The sequence below is a fragment of the Buttiauxella sp. S19-1 genome, assembly GCF_022134725.1.
Lineage (GTDB): Bacteria > Pseudomonadota > Gammaproteobacteria > Enterobacterales > Enterobacteriaceae > Buttiauxella > Buttiauxella ferragutiae.
In genome coordinates this window covers 13,912-30,805 of the sequence record NZ_JAHWLU010000051.1, presented here as the reverse complement: position 1 = coordinate 30,805, position 16,894 = coordinate 13,912, and the positions used below count along the sequence as shown (strand labels likewise).

15 protein-coding genes are annotated in these 16,894 nt (G+C 52.3%); all 15 read right to left on the bottom strand.

The genetic code is table 11. The features are described from left to right. Nucleotides 1-1,031 (bottom strand): MOP flippase family protein (locus tag MES37_RS13015; protein WP_237931638.1); only part of this gene is annotated, 1,031 nt, incomplete at its 3' end. Between the two features lie 108 nt (nucleotides 1,032-1,139). Beyond that, nucleotides 1,140-2,534 (bottom strand): undecaprenyl-phosphate glucose phosphotransferase, encoded by a 1,395-nt coding sequence (wcaJ, locus tag MES37_RS13010; protein ID WP_064545220.1) that lies wholly within the window; start codon nucleotides 2,532-2,534, stop codon nucleotides 1,140-1,142. Nucleotides 2,535-2,652: 118 nt separating this feature from the next. Beyond that, nucleotides 2,653-4,026 (bottom strand): colanic acid biosynthesis phosphomannomutase CpsG, encoded by a 1,374-nt coding sequence (gene cpsG / locus MES37_RS13005; protein ID WP_237931636.1) that lies wholly within the window; start codon nucleotides 4,024-4,026, stop codon nucleotides 2,653-2,655. Nucleotides 4,027-4,087: 61 nt separating this feature from the next. After that, nucleotides 4,088-5,533 (bottom strand): mannose-1-phosphate guanyltransferase, encoded by a 1,446-nt coding sequence (gene cpsB / locus MES37_RS13000; RefSeq protein WP_232886685.1) that lies wholly within the window; start codon nucleotides 5,531-5,533, stop codon nucleotides 4,088-4,090. 2 nt (nucleotides 5,534-5,535) lie between these two features. Next, on the bottom strand, nucleotides 5,536-6,756 hold the full coding sequence (locus MES37_RS12995; protein WP_237931634.1) for a WcaI family glycosyltransferase: 1,221 nt from the start codon (nucleotides 6,754-6,756) through the stop codon (nucleotides 5,536-5,538). Further along, nucleotides 6,753-7,232, bottom strand: coding sequence for a GDP-mannose mannosyl hydrolase (locus MES37_RS12990; protein WP_237931633.1), 480 nt, complete (start codon nucleotides 7,230-7,232; stop codon nucleotides 6,753-6,755). Before MES37_RS12990 ends, MES37_RS12995 begins: the two co-directional genes overlap by 4 nt. Nucleotides 7,233-7,234: 2 nt before the next feature. Next, nucleotides 7,235-8,200: a GDP-L-fucose synthase gene (fcl, locus tag MES37_RS12985; RefSeq protein ID WP_237931631.1), complete on the bottom strand. Its 966-nt coding sequence runs from the start codon at nucleotides 8,198-8,200 to the stop codon at nucleotides 7,235-7,237. 2 nt (nucleotides 8,201-8,202) lie between these two features. Next, the gene (gene gmd / locus MES37_RS12980; RefSeq protein ID WP_064545254.1) at nucleotides 8,203-9,324 is read right to left on the bottom strand and encodes a GDP-mannose 4,6-dehydratase; all 1,122 of its coding nucleotides are present in this window, start codon (nucleotides 9,322-9,324) and stop codon (nucleotides 8,203-8,205) included. Between the two features lie 130 nt (nucleotides 9,325-9,454). After that, nucleotides 9,455-10,000 carry a colanic acid biosynthesis acetyltransferase WcaF gene (gene wcaF, locus MES37_RS12975; protein WP_121815299.1) on the bottom strand — a complete coding sequence of 182 codons (546 nt, stop codon included), beginning with the start codon at nucleotides 9,998-10,000 and terminating at the stop codon, nucleotides 9,455-9,457. A gap of 97 nt (nucleotides 10,001-10,097) precedes the next feature. Beyond that, nucleotides 10,098-10,850, bottom strand: a complete 753-nt coding sequence (gene wcaE, locus MES37_RS12970) for a colanic acid biosynthesis glycosyltransferase WcaE (protein WP_237931629.1) — start codon at nucleotides 10,848-10,850, stop codon at nucleotides 10,098-10,100. A gap of 8 nt (nucleotides 10,851-10,858) precedes the next feature. After that, entirely contained in the window at nucleotides 10,859-12,079 is a 1,221-nt protein-coding gene (gene wcaD / locus MES37_RS12965) for a colanic acid polymerase WcaD (protein WP_133521887.1), read from the bottom strand. Next, complete coding sequence (locus tag MES37_RS12960; protein ID WP_121815296.1) at nucleotides 12,054-13,271, bottom strand: glycosyltransferase; 1,218 nt, start codon at nucleotides 13,269-13,271, stop codon at nucleotides 12,054-12,056. The genes wcaD and MES37_RS12960 overlap by 26 nt, the downstream gene beginning before the upstream one ends. Then, entirely contained in the window at nucleotides 13,268-13,753 is a 486-nt protein-coding gene (gene wcaB, locus MES37_RS12955) for a colanic acid biosynthesis acetyltransferase WcaB (RefSeq protein ID WP_237931627.1), read from the bottom strand. Before wcaB ends, MES37_RS12960 begins: the two co-directional genes overlap by 4 nt. A 2-nt stretch (nucleotides 13,754-13,755) precedes the next feature. Further along, entirely contained in the window at nucleotides 13,756-14,592 is an 837-nt protein-coding gene (gene wcaA / locus MES37_RS12950; protein WP_064545201.1) for a colanic acid biosynthesis glycosyltransferase WcaA, read from the bottom strand. Between the two features lie 132 nt (nucleotides 14,593-14,724). Further along, nucleotides 14,725-16,893 carry a tyrosine-protein kinase Wzc gene (gene wzc / locus MES37_RS12945; RefSeq protein ID WP_121815295.1) on the bottom strand — a complete coding sequence of 723 codons (2,169 nt, stop codon included), beginning with the start codon at nucleotides 16,891-16,893 and terminating at the stop codon, nucleotides 14,725-14,727. Nucleotide 16,894: the final 1 nt, after the last annotated feature.

The following is a 16,894-nucleotide window of genomic DNA, read 5'->3' as shown; positions in this document are numbered from 1 at the left end:
CCGATGGGGTTACCGATAGAACGCAGCAGCCCGACCACACACAGCAGTTGCAAGATTGGCGTAATAAACTGCCATTTCTCACCAAACACCAGCGGCACAAAATTATTCGACACCACCAGCAGGCCGAGTAGCGCCGGGAAATTAATTATCCCGACAATCGACAGCAGTTTGTAGAAGTTGATACGTAACTTGTCGGTATCGTCCTGAATCTTGGCAAAGGCCGGAAACAGCACGCGAGTGATAATCGGGTTCAGCTTCATCGGTGGCACCACCGCCACGTTGTAAGCGAGGTTGTAACCACCGGCGATGCTGGCACCGAGAATGCGCGCCAGCACCAGCGTGGACAGGTTGGTGTTCACATAATTGATAATGCTGTCAGCAGTTAACCATGCACCAAACTTCAGATTGGAACTGACCGATTTCAGCGAGAAATGCAGGCCAGGGCGATAGATTTTGCGGCCAAAGAAGCCAAACAATGCAGTACGTACCGCGGTGTTGACCAGGTAACCCATAATCGCGGTCATGGCAAACGGGTAAAACATCGCAGCGCCAACCGTCACACCAAAGCCGGCCATCACTGAAACGGTTTCAATCGAGCCAATCTTTGAAAACTCGAGTTCCTTTTGCATTAATGCGCGGAATTGTTGGCCGTGCGGGATGATGATAAATGCAAATGAAAGCGTCTTAATCAACGGGGCAAGTGCCGGGGTACGCAGCACCGAGGCGATAACATCGCTGAGTAAAAATACCGACGCGAACACGACTACGCCAAGGCCGACGTTTAGCCAGTACAGCGTCGTCAGCTCAAGATGGCTTATCTCCTTACGCTGGATAATTGAGTTGGCAATCCCAAAATCCGATAACGTATCCGCCAGCGCAATAATCACCAGCGATACCGTCAACAGACCAAATTCGTGGTTGTCGAAAATGCGTGCAAGCCAAGTCATCTGCACGAGGCCGAGGCTAATAATAATCACCGTGGCGATGGCAGACCATTTAGCACCGCTGATGGTTTTTTCTCTCAGGCTCATGGTGTTATCCGTTAATGTGTCGGGTGGATAAGCGCATGCGTCATCCACCATTTACGTCGTTAGTGTCGGATGACGCGAGGCTTATCCGACCTACAAAAGGTTTGTCATCTAATACGCAGCTTTGTTAACAAAGCCTTTGAAAATGGTCAGGAAGACAATTTTGATGTCAAACCACAGGCTCCATTCACGGATGTATTCCAGGTCAAACTCCACGCGCTTTTCCATTTTTTCCAGCGTGTCGGTTTCGCCACGCCAGCCGTTGATTTGCGCCCAGCCGGTAATCCCCGGTTTCACTTTATGGCGCAGCATGTAGCCTTCAATTAGCGAGCGATATTGCTCGTTATGCGCCACCGCATGTGGACGCGGGCCGACAATCGACATCTCCCCCATCAGCACATTGATAAATTGCGGCAGTTCATCCAGAGAAGTACGGCGCAGGAAATTGCCAACTGGCGTCACACGTTTGTCGCCTTTGGTGGCCTGCGTGACCACGCTGTCGTTTTCCATCACCTTCATGGAGCGGAATTTCCAGACTTTGATCGGTTTACCGTCCATGCCGTAGCGTGTCTGGCGGAAGATAACCGGGCCAGGGGAGGTCAATTTCACCACCGCGCTGATGCACAACAACACCGGCGAAATAAACAGCAGGATCATGGCAGACAGCACAATATCTTCGAGGCGTTTCAGCACGCGGTTAATGCCGTTGAGCGGCGTATCAAATAGCGGAACCACGGGCACACCGTTAACTTCTTCAGTGCGAGCGTTCAGAATATTGAAGGTAAAAACATCGGGGATCAGCATCACTGAACAGGTGGTATCGGTTAGCTCACGCACCAGTGATTTAATGCGTACTTCTTCGCTCATCGCCATCGCGATGTAGATATTGTCGATACGTCCGGCGCGTGCTTGTTCCACTAAATCTGCGAAACAGCCCGCATAATCACCATGCGGAGATTCTGGTTGCTGGTCGTCATACACGCCCGTGACATCAAAGCCCAGCCACGGTTCGTTGCGGAAACTCTCGGCCAGCGTATAACCCACCGGGAGCGAACCGGCGATAGCAATACGCCGCGTGTTGTAGCCCATATTGCGCAACCAACCGGCACCCAGACGGATAAACGAACGGCACAGCATCATGCCGAAACTCGTCAGCACGTACCAGGCCAGGTAGACCCAGAAAGATCCGTCAAAGTCGGGATTAAACGCCAGTAATCCGGCGCTAAAGATCAGGCTCAACGTCCAGTTTTGCAGCAGCAACATCAGCTCGCTGGTGATCCTCACCCCACGCCATGAACGGTAAAAGTCGGTCATTCCGCCAATCATCTGGAAGACTACCAGAGCCAGGAGCGCCATCAGTAAGTGCATGTACAAAAACGGTAACGCGTTGACCTGACACACCACCCATAACCCAACAAACATAATGGTGATGTCAGAAAAACGTTGCACCATAGAGATCAACGATGCGTTGGTTTTTGGTAGCTCGCGCTTTTTTAGGTTTGTCATCGTTTTACCTTTATTAAAATTCCCCCTCACCCCGCCCCTCTCCCCCAGAAAGGGAACAAAGAACATCCTCTGTCCTGGGGGAGAGGGCTAGGGTGAGGGCGACCTATGCCTGGTCAGATCACTGATTCAACAGTTCCATAATTTCCTGCGTTCGTGCCTGCATCAGCTGCTCATTGCGCTTAGATTCCACATTCAGGCGCACCACCGGCTCGGTATTTGAACTCCGCAGGTTAAAGCGCCAGTCAGCAAACGCCATGCTAACGCCATCGGTGTGGTCCACTTCTTCAGCGTGTGGCGCAAAGTGCTGCTGCACCCGTGCAATCGCAACTTTCGGGTCGGCCAGTTTGCTGTTGATTTCCCCGCTCGCCGGCCACGCTGCCATGCGGTCGCATACCAGTTCGCCCAGGGTTTTGCCTTTCAGGCACAACAGTTCTGTCACCAGCAGCCATGGGATCATCCCGCTGTCGCAGTAGGCAAAATCACGGAAATAGTGATGGGCGCTCATCTCACCGCCGTAAATCGCATCTTCCTGGCGCATCCGCTCTTTGATAAACGCATGACCGGTTTTCGACATCACCGGTGTGCCACCTGCGCGCTCCACGATATCCACCGTGTTCCACGACAGGCGCGGGTCATGAATGATTTTTGCCCCCGGCTGTTTTTCGAGGAACGCCGCCGCCAGCAGGCCAACGATGTAATAGCCCTCGATAAACTGCCCTTTCTCGTCGAACAGGAAGCAGCGGTCGAAATCGCCGTCAAAGGCGATGCCCATATCCGCGCCGTGTTCAATCACCGCGTTGCGGGTGTCGTCGCGGCACTCGGGCAGTAACGGGTTCGGGATACCGTTCGGGAAATTGCCGTCAGGCTGGTTGTGCACTTTGATAAACGTCAGCGGCACATTGAGCGATTTAAAACGCGCTTCGATGGCATCGACAATCGGGCCTGCCGCGCCGTTACCGGAGTTAATCACCAGCTTCAGCGGTTTGATATTGGCCACATTGATGTACGAGAACAGGTGGTCGATATACGCCTCAACCACCGAAATCTTCTGGTAGCTGCCGCGCGCAGCCGTATCTACCGGCGGGAAGTCGTTGGCTTCCGCCAGACGCTGCACATCACGCAGGCCGGTATCGCCGCTGATCGGGCGCGCCCCTTCGCGTACCAGTTTCATGCCGTTGTAGTCCATCGGGTTATGGCTGGCGGTCACTTCGATGCCGCCGTCCACGTCCAGATGCCAGGTGGCAAAATAGATCTCTTCGGTGCCCGACAGTCCGATATCCAGCACATCGACGCCCGCGTCCTGCAACCCTTTCGCCAGCGCCAGTTTCAGCCGCTCACTGGTCAGGCGCACGTCGCCACCCAGCACGATGGTTTTCGGCTTCAGGTACTCGCCATACGCGCGGCCGATACGTTCAGCAATGTCTTCGTTCAACTCTTCGCCCAGGCGACCACGAATGTCGTAGGCTTTAAAACAGGTCAGTTTCTGTGTCATTTTCGCTCCCTGGAGCAACAGATTTCGTAGGTCGGATAAGCGCAACGTCATCCGACAAAAGCTAAATGCGCCCGTACCGGTCCTGAAAACGCACAATGTCGTCTTCTTCGAGGTAAGTGCCGGAACGCACTTCAATCAGGTCGAGGGGGATTTTCCCGGGGTTTTCCAGGCAGTGCGTGACGCCCAGCGGAATGTAGATGGACTCGTTTTCGCCCAGCAGTTTCACTTCCTCACCCAGCGTCACTTTTGCGGTACCCGCCACCACAATCCAGTGCTCGGCACGGTGGTGGTGCATCTGCAAAGACAGGCCCTCGCCCGGTTTCACGGTGATGCGTTTCACCTGGTAGCGTTCGCCTTCGTCGATGGAGTCGTATTTGCCCCACGGGCGATATACTTCGCGGTGGTTATGGTGTTCATGGCGGCCATCAAATTTGATTTGCTCCACCACTTTCTTCACGCTTTGCACGTGATCGCGGTCGGCAATCAGCACCGCATCCTTGGTCTGCACAACAATCAGATCTTTCACGCCAACGGTGGTCACCAGGCCGGATTCAGCATAGATGTAACTGTTCTCGGTAGAGTGGCTGATGACATCGCCGTGATGCACATTGCCTTGTTGGTTTTTGGTGCTGATTTCCCACAGCGATGACCATGAACCGACATCGCTCCAGCCCGCGTCCATCGGTACTACCACGGCGTCGGCGGTTTTTTCCATTACCGCGTAGTCGATGGATTCATCCGGGCAGGCGAGGAATGCGGCTTCATCGACACGCACAAAATCAAGATCCGGGTCGATATTTGCCATCGCTTTTTCGCAGGCGCTGAGAATATCCGGGCGGAATTTTTTCAGCTCTTCCAGGTAGCGCCCGGCGCGGAACAGGAACATGCCGCTGTTCCAGTAATACTCACCGCTGGCAACATAAGCCTGCGCGGTGTCGATATCCGGTTTTTCGACAAACTGCGCCACGCCAAAGGCCACGGCATCCGCGTCTGGGGTATTCGTGTTAGTGACTTCTCCACGGCGAATGTAGCCGTAGCCGGTTTCTGGTAAGTCAGGCACGATGCCAAAGGTGACCAGTTTCCCGGCTTCGGCATACGGCAGCGCATTACGCACCGCACTTCGGAATGCTTCTTCGTCCTGGATAACGTGGTCGGCAGCGAGGATCAGCATCAGCGGATCGGTATCCGGCTGGTTACGCTTCGCCGCCAGTGCAGCCAGCGCGATTGCCGGTGCGGTATTGCGCCCGGCAGGCTCCAGCACAATATTTTCCGTCAGCTTGTTCAACTCACGCAGTTGTTCGGCGACGATAAAACGGTGTTCTTCATTGCAAATCACCACCGGGCTTTCGCACTCGACGCCGTTTAAACGGTTAACGGTGGTTTGCAACATTGTCAGTTCGCCTTTCAGGCACAGGAACTGTTTCGGGTAAAGCACGCGGGACAACGGCCACAAACGGCTGCCGTTTCCTCCAGCCATGATGACCGGATAGAGTCTGGAATGAGTCATAATTAACCCTGAATGTCCGCAATAAATTGATTCAACACGCTGTTTTTCTCGAGCGTGCGCTCGGCATAGTCACATGCCACGATGTTATGTTCCGGCAGTTGCAGGCAGCGCTCGATGCCCTCGGCTAAGGCGTCAACCGATTCCGGTTCGACACACACCGCAATACCGGAAAACGCCTCACAAAGCTGGCCAAGCTCGGTGTCTGCTTCTGCGGTAATCACCGCATTGCCGCCCACCGCAAGAATGTTGGTCAGTTTTGATGGCAGCACGGCATCAGCCGCACCACGGCGCTGGATAACCAGATGGCAATCGGCGAGTTTTAGCAAAGCGGGCAGTGCGTCGTAAGGCTGCAACGGATGGAACACCACGTTGTGCAGCCCTTTGTCCTGTGCGAGTTTTTGCAGGCGAGCTTTGCCGCCGCCCTGGCCAACAATCACGAATACATACGGCTGGAGTGCAAAACGCTCCGCCACTTCAATCACCGTTTCCAGCCCCTGCTTTTCGCCGATGTTGCCGGAATAGAGGATGATTTTTTTATCCACAGGAAGTTGCAGGCGGGTTTGTACCGCCAGAATTTCTTCGCGGGAAATACCGCGAAAACGCTCCACTTCCGACCAGTTAGGGAAGAAGATCACGCGTTTAGGATCAACACCCTTTTCGGCCGCTTTGTTCATCATCGAACGGGAAATCGTCGAAACGTTGTCGACGTTATGCAGCCCGCTCTGTTCAAAGCGCTGCGCCAGGCGCGCCACTTTGCCCTGCTTTTTGCCCGCCATTCCGAGGCCGAGCATCGCGTCGACTTCGTAATCCTGAATATGGAGCAAGGTGCGTGCGCCGCTGAGTTTTGCGAGCAGGCGCATGCCCGGCACACAAAACAACGTCGGCACCACGCCGATAATGCGATCCGGCTTCCAGCGGCGTTGCGCCAGCAGCGGGAATAAAGAGCTCAGTGCAAAGCTGCCCAAATGAATCAGGCGCTTTAAGGTTGAAGGCTGCTTTGGTACATACAACGGGCAGCGCCAGACGGTGGCGGCCCCCACTTCTTTCTGGTACTTCCAGGCGGAATAATCGGGATGCACTTCCCAGACCGGATAGTAAGGTGGTGCGGTAATCACCCGCACCTCATGGCCCTGGCGCGTCATCCATTCCACCATCTCGCCGGTGTATTTGCCGATGCCCGTCAGCTCCGGTGAATAGTTAATGCCGTAGACCAGAATCTTCATAATCCGATGACCTTTTCTGTCTTACCAGCAAGGAAATAAGCGCGACTGTTGTCATGCACATCGCCGCGTGCAAGCCAATCAGCAGGTGTTAACCACTGATAATCACTGTGCTGCGCGTCCGGCAGTTGCAGCGCATCAGCGTCGACGCGCAGGCGAAACCCCAGCACGATGTAGTGCGTGGAAAATTCGGGGCCGGAGAAGTTGTCGTCATAGAAGTGCTGCCACACGCCGTAAAACTCACCGTCCTGCAGCGTAAGCGGCGTGCCTAATTCAGCCTCGGTTAAGCGCGCAAAAGCCCGCTCCAGAGTTTCATCTTTGCGTACCCGGCCACCCGGCACGAACCAAAAGTTCTGTGCCGGGCGCTGAGTGCGTTGCCCCAACAGGAACTCGCCGTCCTGATTTTCAACAATCAGATCGATGGAGAGAAGCGGCGTGGAGCGGACAACGGTGGCGAAGTCTTCAGCACTCAGAAACATCATTACCCCCGGAACCGTTGCTGGTTTTCGAGGAACCACTGGTAGGTGCTGGCAAGGCCAGGTTCCAGAGTGATTTCCGGATACCAACCCAAACGGCGCAGGCGCGTTACATCTAACAGTTTGCGCGGCGTGCCATCGGGTTTGGTGGCATCAAATACCACACGGCCACGGTATCCCGTGACTTTGGCGATGGTTTGCGCCAGTTCGCGGATGGTGCAATCCACACCGGTGCCGACGTTAATATGCGAAAGCATCGGCTGAGTGTTCTCCTGCCACACTTCGCTAGCCAGTTCCATAATGTGAATGCTGGCTGCCGCCATATCATCAACATGCAGGAACTCACGCATTGGCGTGCCGCTGCCCCACACCACCACATCCGGCAAGTTTTGCTGAGTCGCTTCGTGGAAACGGCGCAGTAACGCAGGGATTACGTGCGAATTGCTTGGGTGGAAGTTATCGTGCGGGCCATACAAATTAGTCGGCATCACCGAACGGTAATCGCGACCGTACTGGCGGTTATACGACTCGCACAGTTTTATCCCGGCGATTTTGGCAATCGCATACGGCTCGTTAGTCGCTTCAAGCGTGCCTTGCAGCAGCTCGCTTTCCGCCATCGGCTGGTTCGCCATTTTTGGGTAAATGCACGATGAGCCGAGGAACAGCAACTTATTGACATTGTGCGTATGCGCGCTGTGAATAATGTTGCTCTCGATAATCAAGTTTTCGTAGATGAAGTCCGCCGGATAAGTGTTGTTCGCCACAATTCCGCCGACTTTTGCCGCCGCCAGGTAAACCTGGTCAATACGCTGTTCTGCAAAGAAAGCGTTAACCGCCGCGCCATCCAACAGGTTTAGTTCGTCACGGCTACGCAGCACCAGTTCAACGTCTGCACGTTGCTCAAGCTGGCGCACGATGGCGGAACCGACCATCCCGCGATGGCCGGCAACAAAGATACGTTGTTTATTCATGCTCAGGACTCCAGCGCGATGGCAACCTCGTAGCCGTGTGACTTAAGCAACGAGTGTTTTTTCGCCGCTTCCAGATCTTTAGCGACCATCTCGCCAACCATCTCTTTAAGCGTGATTTCTGGTTTCCAGCCCAGCTTTTCGTGAGCTTTGGTTGGGTCGCCCAGCAGAGTTTCCACTTCAGCAGGACGGAAATAACGTGGGTCAACGGAGACAATCACGTCGCCTGGTTTCACACCAGGTGCGTCGTGGCCCGTAACAGAAACAACGATGCCCTTCTCGTCAACGCCAGTGCCTTCAAAGCGCAGTTTGATACCCAGTTGCGCGGCTGACATTTCCACGAACTGACGCACGGAATACTGCACACCGGTGGCAATCACGAAATCTTCTGGAGTTTCTTGTTGCAGCATCATCCACTGCATCTTCACGTAGTCTTTGGCATGGCCCCAGTCACGCAGGGAATCCATGTTGCCCAGATACAGGCATTTTTCCAGGCCCTGCGCGATGTTGGCGATAGCGCGGGTAATTTTGCGGGTCACGAAGGTTTCGCCACGGCGTGGGGATTCGTGGTTGAACAAAATGCCGTTACAGGCGTACATGCCGTAGGATTCGCGGTAGTTTACGGTTATCCAGTAGGCATAAAGTTTGGCGACGGCATACGGCGAACGCGGATAGAAAGGCGTGGTTTCCTTTTGCGGCGTTTCTTGTACCAGGCCGTATAACTCAGAAGTAGATGCCTGATAGAAACGGGTTTTCTTCTCAAGGCCTAAGAAACGAATCGCTTCCAGTAGACGTAAAGTCCCCATAGCATCAACGTCGGCGGTGTATTCCGGCGATTCGAAAGAAACCGCTACGTGGCTCATCGCGCCGAGGTTATACACTTCATCCGGCTGCACTTCGGAAAGAATACGGGTCAGGTTGGAGCTGTCCGTCAGATCACCGTAGTGCAGATGGAATTTAGGATTACCGGAATGCGGATCCTGGTAAATATGGTCAACACGTTCGGTGTTGAAAGAAGAAGCACGACGTTTAATACCGTGAACTTCATACCCTTTTTCCAGCAGCAGTTCCGCCAGATAGGAGCCGTCTTGCCCGGTTACACCCGTGATGAGAGCTACTTTAGTCATAATGGATTTTTCCTCTTTTAACATGTCGACATCCCCCTCACCCCAACCCTCTCCCTCAGGGAGAGGGAGAACACCGAGCGGTCCCCTCTCCTGGGGGAGAGGGCTAGGGTGAGGGCGACGTTTAACCCCATTAGGGCGTAATACGTTCCCGAACCACTACAGCCGGGTTACCCCGGCAAACGGCATTTGCCGGTAATGATTTATAAATACTGCTGCGCGCACCGACGACGGTGCCATTGCCAATCGTCACGCCAGGTGAAACAAATACATCTGTTGCCAGCCAACATTTCTCACCAATAACAATTGGTGTGGCAGTAATATCGAAATGTTTGCTCATATAATCGTGACTACCGGTACATAAATAACACTTTTGTGACACCACGGAATTTGCGCCAATGGTAATATCACCCAGCGTATATAACACTGCGTCATCGCCAACCCAGGCATAATCGCCAAGAGTTAATTTCCATGGATAAGTAATTTTCACTGACGGGCGTATCACCACCCCTTTGCCAATTCGTGCGCCGAATAAACGCAATAAAAAGGCTCTCCAGCGATAAAATATTTGTGGCGACCAGGCAAATAATGTTGCTTGTACCGCCCACCACAGTTGAACCTTAATAGGGTGCCCGCCACGGAAACCTTTCGGTACCGAGAAGCCATTTAATTCTTGCATAATATTCTCTTATTCACTTTGTCGGATGGCGCTTACGCTTATCCGACCTACGGGTCAGTCGTAGTTGTAGGGTGGATAAGCGCCAGCATCATCCACCTTATGCTTTGTTATAAAGTGCTTTAGCTTTTCCAGTGGTACGCAAACGAAGCTTGTAAGATAATTCTGCAATAAAACCCGGCACGCCTAATATTTTGCGCTGCACATTTCTTGCATCCCGACACAGCTCAATATTATTTGAAGTCGACACGCCACCCATGGAAAATTCGGACACCAGACCCTTGACGCGTTTAAATGCATAGCCTTTTTTATACATTCTGGCGGCTAACGCGTAATCAGATGAAACTTTATATTGCAGATCGTAAGGATATTTGCGCAGCCCAGACATCGGGAAAAATATCGCCTGATGGCTGGCGGGTAAACTATGGTAGATATACCAGCCCTGCTTTGCCCGGCGTTCTATTTTGGTGCCATCACCAAAGTCTAATAATGCATCACCAATCACCATTGCATTATCGGTTAGCGGCATAGCAGCGAGCTGATGCGCGACAGTGATGATATCCGAATGGAAAATGTCACCTGAATTGAGGAACAAAGCATAACGGCCTTGAGCCATCTCAATACCTTTGTTCATCGCATCATAAATGCCGTTATCTTTCTCGCTGACATAGCGTAACTGGTACTGACCGTTGAGGTTTTCCAGAAATTCTGCCGTGCCGTCGTTTGAGGCGCCATCCACCACAACCCACTCAAATGTGATGCCTGGTGCCTTTGCTAAGTGAGCCAGCGACTGCCAGGTTTTTTCTATACCGGCGAGATTTTTATAAGCAACAGTGATGACACTTAATAACATATTGGACCTCAGGTGTTCGTAATTTTGAGTGCCTTACGCAAAATAAATGGGCAAACAATTAAGAACGCATATTCAGGGCTAAATATTGAGCCGGTAAAAAAGAGTGATACAGGCGTAAAAAGCCATAATTGCACACGGAAATTTTCATTATTCCCAAACGCCGTGCGCATCATTTTAACGACTTTCGACATATACCAAATTGTCAGTAATACTGCGAACCAGGAAAAATAAATAATCAGCAGATACAAACCATTGTCTACTGTTTTACCGACATCCGCACCGTTAAAGATTCCGAATGATGCGACATATTCATATAAAGATCCGAAACGAACTACCCCATCGATATTGCTCAATGAATATCCGACCATCGCTAACGGACCAATGATACGATAATACGATGACGACCCTTCCGTTCCTAAATCGCCAAGACGCGTCGCGATATAAGGGAATGCGAATATCAACCCGACTAAAAATACGGAAAGAGAAATAATTGCCAGAGGCAACTTCTTCTTTATGGCATTTTTATTAAGGTACTGAAATGCCCATTCAAGAAGATAAAACAGGATAAAAGTCATTACCCCTGAAAACGATCCTGAAAGAATTATCCCTGCCAGAATCATACCATCAATTTTTGGCGTTTTGATACCGAACTGTTTGATGCTGAGCCAAATTGAGATTAATGCCAGAGCAAAAAATGCTGGCTCAAAATACAAAGCCGTCGTTCGCTTACCACCAAAGCTAATAAAGTTCAGAACATAGCTATTACTGTAAATAAGAAACTTCGAAATTTTCTCAATCAGGCTGCTGCCGCCGGTCAGAATAATCTGTGCCATTTCCGCCGCAGCCAGCATCACAATAATGCCGACTACACCATAAAATACCCTTAGTATTTTATGGTGATTATGCTGTGAAATAGTTTTGAAGCGGCAGCTCCAGGTCATCGCCAGAATCAGCACGATATAAACAAACAATAGTGTCGAGGTGACATATTTACTGGCATCCAGCGATTGACCAAAGATGTAGTTAAATGCCGTCAGCCCCGCGCCAATGCCCAACGCAATCATCAATTTTTTTACGTTGATGCGTTCAATGTACAAAAAGAGGATCGCGGGCAAGAAGGTCACTATCGTTATCGGGAAGCTTTCCCCCAGTGAGGCCAACTTGACGTTGACCACCAGATAGATGAACGGCAGCAGCAGATAACTACAGATTTTGATAGAACGAGACATACTCCTCCAGCATCTGTTGTCCACTAAACGCCTGGCGACTGGCGCTTTTAAACGCCGGCAACTCTTTGCCAAACACCTGCTGCGCCAGTTGTTCTTTTGGCATTTTCACCAGTTCAAGCACGCGCCCATCGCTAAAGGTTTTACCACCGACTTTGCGCAGCACTTCATCTGCCGCTTCACTTTGCGTGGCTATCACCGGCACGCCAATCGACAACGCTTCGCACAAAATCAGCGGGTAGTTATCCACCTGCGAGCTAAACACCAGCGAGTCCATTTCATTCAGCTGGCTCATCAGCGCTTTTTTATCGGTCATGTAACCGTGGTTGACGACGTTCGCGCCGTTAAATGGCGAGAATTTACCGAAGGTGTGCAACTCGATTTCGTCGCCCAGTGCCATTATCGCCTGCACCAGTTGCTGATTGGTTTTGCCGTCATAACGTAAATCGTGCGCCACCACGGCGACTTTCGGTTTTGTTCGTGTTGCGTGCGTCAGCGGCAGTTCTGCCAGAATCGCTTCGGTCGCCACATCGATGCCGTTGTTAATGATTTTGCAGCGCCCTGCCCCGTAAATGCGGTTAAAGGCATCGGCTACGTGCTGGCTCGGGGAAATAAACTGGCAGCCCAGTGCTAACATTTCGCGAAACAGCTGGCGCTTGCTGTCGATCAGCAGATGAGCGCGGTCGCGCTTCACTGGCGGATAGTTATTCAAAGAAGGGCATTTTTGGCAGCCGGTTTTCCAGCCGTCGCAGCCGTCGAGAAACGCGCAACGCCCGGTAATGCTCCAGTGATCGTGCAGCGTCCAGACAAACGTGACATCCGGCTTATGCGCTTTGACGCGCTGGCAAAATGTCACCATCTCTTCGAGATTCAACCAGTAGCTGTGAACCACGTGGAAATGCAGAACCACCGGCTCCGCGCTACGCGTCACTTTGTGATACAGGTTATTGAGGTTGCCAAACGGGTCGCGGTTAAAAAAGCGAAATAGCACAATGTTGGCAATTGAAGTCAGGCGTGGCGTATGTTTTTCCACACCAGGGAATTTATCGTGGCTGGCGCTTTTCTTACCGCCTTTACCGTACCCGTAGATAAAACGTGAACTGAAACCCGCCGCGCGGGCGCGTTGGTGGAGATCCAGCGCCACACCCGCAGCACCGCCTTCGGCGAGGCGCACGTTAAATTGCATGATATTCATTTTATAACCTTTATCTGCGCTTTCTGGCCGACCACTAACGCCCCATCCGGCACGCTGTCCAGTACCACACTGCCCGCACCGACAGTCACGTTATGACCCAAAGTGATATCGCCAATAATCACCACGTTCGCGCCCAGTTCGACCCCGTTGCCAATCACCGGGCAGGCAAGATTTTTACCGCGATTGCCAATAGTGACGCAGTGACGAATAGTGAAATCATCGCCAGCGACCACGAATTTATTAATCACCACGGCATAACCGTGGTGAATGGTGAAGCGTCGTCCGATGGTGGCACCCGCCTGGATTTCATAACCAAACAGGCACTCGGTGATAAAGCGATACAGCAGGATGACGGGTGCAGCCCAGAGGTTGTTAATGACACTTTTTTTACGCCATACCGAACAAAAGTGGGCGATGCGATAAGCCAGCACCATGCAGCATGGGCGAAGGCTCCAGGAGTTTGCGCGCAGATCTTCAAGCACCGTTATTTCCCCCGTAATCCATCAGCCAGGCGTTTGGTGTTACGCACACTCAGCAACGCTAATAAGGTGCGCAAAGACATGCGCTTATTGCGAATTTGATAGAGCGTAAACAGCTGGTATTTCTTGCTGGCGCGGTCGAATTTGTCTTTGTGCTTTTGATAGAAGTGAAAGTAACCGGCGAACTTTTTCGGGGATTTGGTTATCTGCATTTCGCCGTGGTTGATATGCAGAATTTGCGTGGCTTCTTCCACTTTCCAGGGCTGGCCGTATTCCACCACCATGCGCAGGAAAATGTCGTAATCCTGAGCGGCTGCCAGCGAGGTATCAAACAGGCAGGCTTTGAAGCGATCGGCGTAGGTAAACACCTGGTTGCCGATGATATTGCGCTTATAAAACAGCTTTAAGGAAAACGGCGATTTCGGGTACAGCGGCAGGCTGGCTGGCTGCGAGTAAACCTGGCCTTCGCAAACATAGTCATTGGCATACAAGAAAGCGTGCGTCACCAGTTGGTGTTGATGCGCCAAAAAAACTGACAGACGGTTGGGCGTCCATTCGTCGTCGTCGTCAATCCCGGTAATGAGCTCGCCCAAAGCCTGGCTGATGGCCTGGTTACGCACCGAACACGCACCAGAGTTGAAATCATTGCGCATGTAGCGCACACGAGCATCGCCGAGTTCGTCGACAAAACGCTGGAGCTGTTCAAAGGAGGAAGAACAGTCATCCACGATTAACATTTCCCAGTTTTCGTAATCCTGACGCAACACCGATTTGATGGCGCGGATCGCCAACTGCTGGCGGTTCCAGGTCGGCATATAGATAGAGATAAGTGGGCGTTTCATGACACTCCCCTTGAAATTTTTTATGACGAGTCAGTGGTAAACAACCCTCATCCCGGCCTTCTCCCTGAGGGAGAAGGAGCAATAGATCCCCTCTCCTGGGGGAGAGGGTTAGGATGAGGGCGACAAACTTATCTATTTCGCATCAGATTTATATTCGTACTCGTAGTAACCGTAATCCTCGTATCCTGCCGCGCGGCGGAAGATTGAGTTGAGGATCACGCCACGCACGGCAATGCCGTTTTGTTCAAAGCGGCTGAGGCTGGCTTCGACTTCTTTGAGCGTATTCACCGCATAACGCGCCACCATCAGCGTGGTGCCCGCATGGCGGCCAACCACTGCGGCATCGGTCACGGCCAGAATTGGCGGGGTATCGATTAACACCAGGTCATAGTTCTTGCTTGCCCAGCTCACAAGTTCGCCAAAACGCTCGCTCATTAAGAGTTCGGAAGGGTTGGATGGCACCACGCCACGCGGTACGAGGTCGAAATTTGGCACCGAGGTTTTTTGTGCGCAGCGGGTAATATCTGCCTGGCCTGTCAACACTTCTGCCAGTCCATTGGTATTGGTCGTGCCCAGCAATTCGTGGGTATAGCCTTTGCGCATATCGCAGTCGATCAACAGCACGCGCTTGTTAGTCTGGCTAATTACCGCCGCAAGGTTGGCACAAACAAACGTTTTACCAATGGACGGGCTGACGCCAGTTAACATCAGCACATTGTTTGACGCCTGCATCATGGCGAAGTGCAGACTGGTGCGCAGGCTACGAATCGCTTCGATGGCCAGGTCCGTCGGGTTGCCCACCGCCAGCAATTGGCTCTGTTTATTGCGTTTCGCCCCTTTAACATTGCGCACAATGGCGTTGTCGTGGGATTTCTGCCATTCAGAAAGTGGGATACTGGCGTAGACACCAATTCCCGCTTCCTCCAGTGCCGCCGGGCTTTCAATGCCACGGTTGAACAGCGAACGTAACAACACGCCCATAATCGATAACATCAGGCCGAGAATAATGCTGCCAAAGATAATCAGCGCGCGTTGCGGTTTGACCATGCCCGGTTGGGTGATCGCCCCATCGACAATGCGCACATCGCCGACCGTGCTGGCTTCCGTGATTTTCAGCTCTTGCTGTTTATTCAACAACTGCATGTAAACCTGCTGGCCGGACTCAACATCACGCGTTAAACGCACGATTTCCTGCTGAGTTTTCGGCATCGCGGTCACACGCCCGTTCAGGCGAGCTTTTTCCTCTTCCAGGGTCTGGCGCTTTTCCAATAGCGTGCGGTAAGCCGGATGCACTTTGGTGTAAAGCTTGGAGATTTCAGCCTCTTTGAAGGTCAACTCGTTGAGCTGCGCATCAATATTCACCATGGTGTCGAGGACAGATTTCGCTTCCAGTGACAGGTCAACGGAGTCTTGCTGTTGACGATAGGCGTTCAGTTTGTTTTCTGCCGCATCAAGACGACTGCGCACGTCCGGCAGTTGTTCGGCGAGGAATTTCAGGCTTTTCGCCGCCTCTTCCGATTTACGCTGGATGTTCTGCTCAAGATAGTTGCGGGTGATGCTGTCGAGGATGGCGCGGATTTGCTCTTTGTCTTCGCCGGTATAAGAGAGACTCAGCACCCCGGTGTCTTTGCCATTTTCGGCCACCGTCAGGTTGCCCTGAATTTGGTTTATCATGCCGAGCGTGGAGTATTTAGTCACCGTAAAGCTATCGCCAGGCTGTGCTTTAATCGCATTCACATTGATGGTGATGCCATCTTTGCTTAGCGGTTGCCCTACCTGCCCTTTCGCGCTGAGCCCGTTATCGCTGGTCAGTAAATACTGCGTTGGGCTGAGCACTTCCAGGGTAAAGAGATTTTTGCCCTGCCCTGCCGGAAGGGTAAAGGAGTCTACGACGACGGTGTCATTCTGACGACCTTGTAGCCGATCCCAACCGGCGCCCAACAGCCAGAAACTGTTTTTCTGCACCGCAATATCAAGGTTAAGATCATCAACCGTTTTACCCAGCACCAGACGCGACTGAATCAGCTGAATTTCTGCGGCAGAGGCTGGCGGTTTGTTAGACAGTGCGGAGCTAATATTATTGACCAGTGAGTTACCGGCGTTTTGCTCAATTTGCACCAGGGCGTCGGCTTTATAAATTGGCGTGGCACACAGCGCATAAACCATCGCCAGCACTGCAAAGATTGCCGTGATCCCCAAAACCCACCAACGGGCTTCGAGAACCGTACCAAACAATCGGCCAATATCAATTTCATCATTGCCCTCAGTCGGGGCGCTCGAACGGTGTGATTTTTCTGTCATT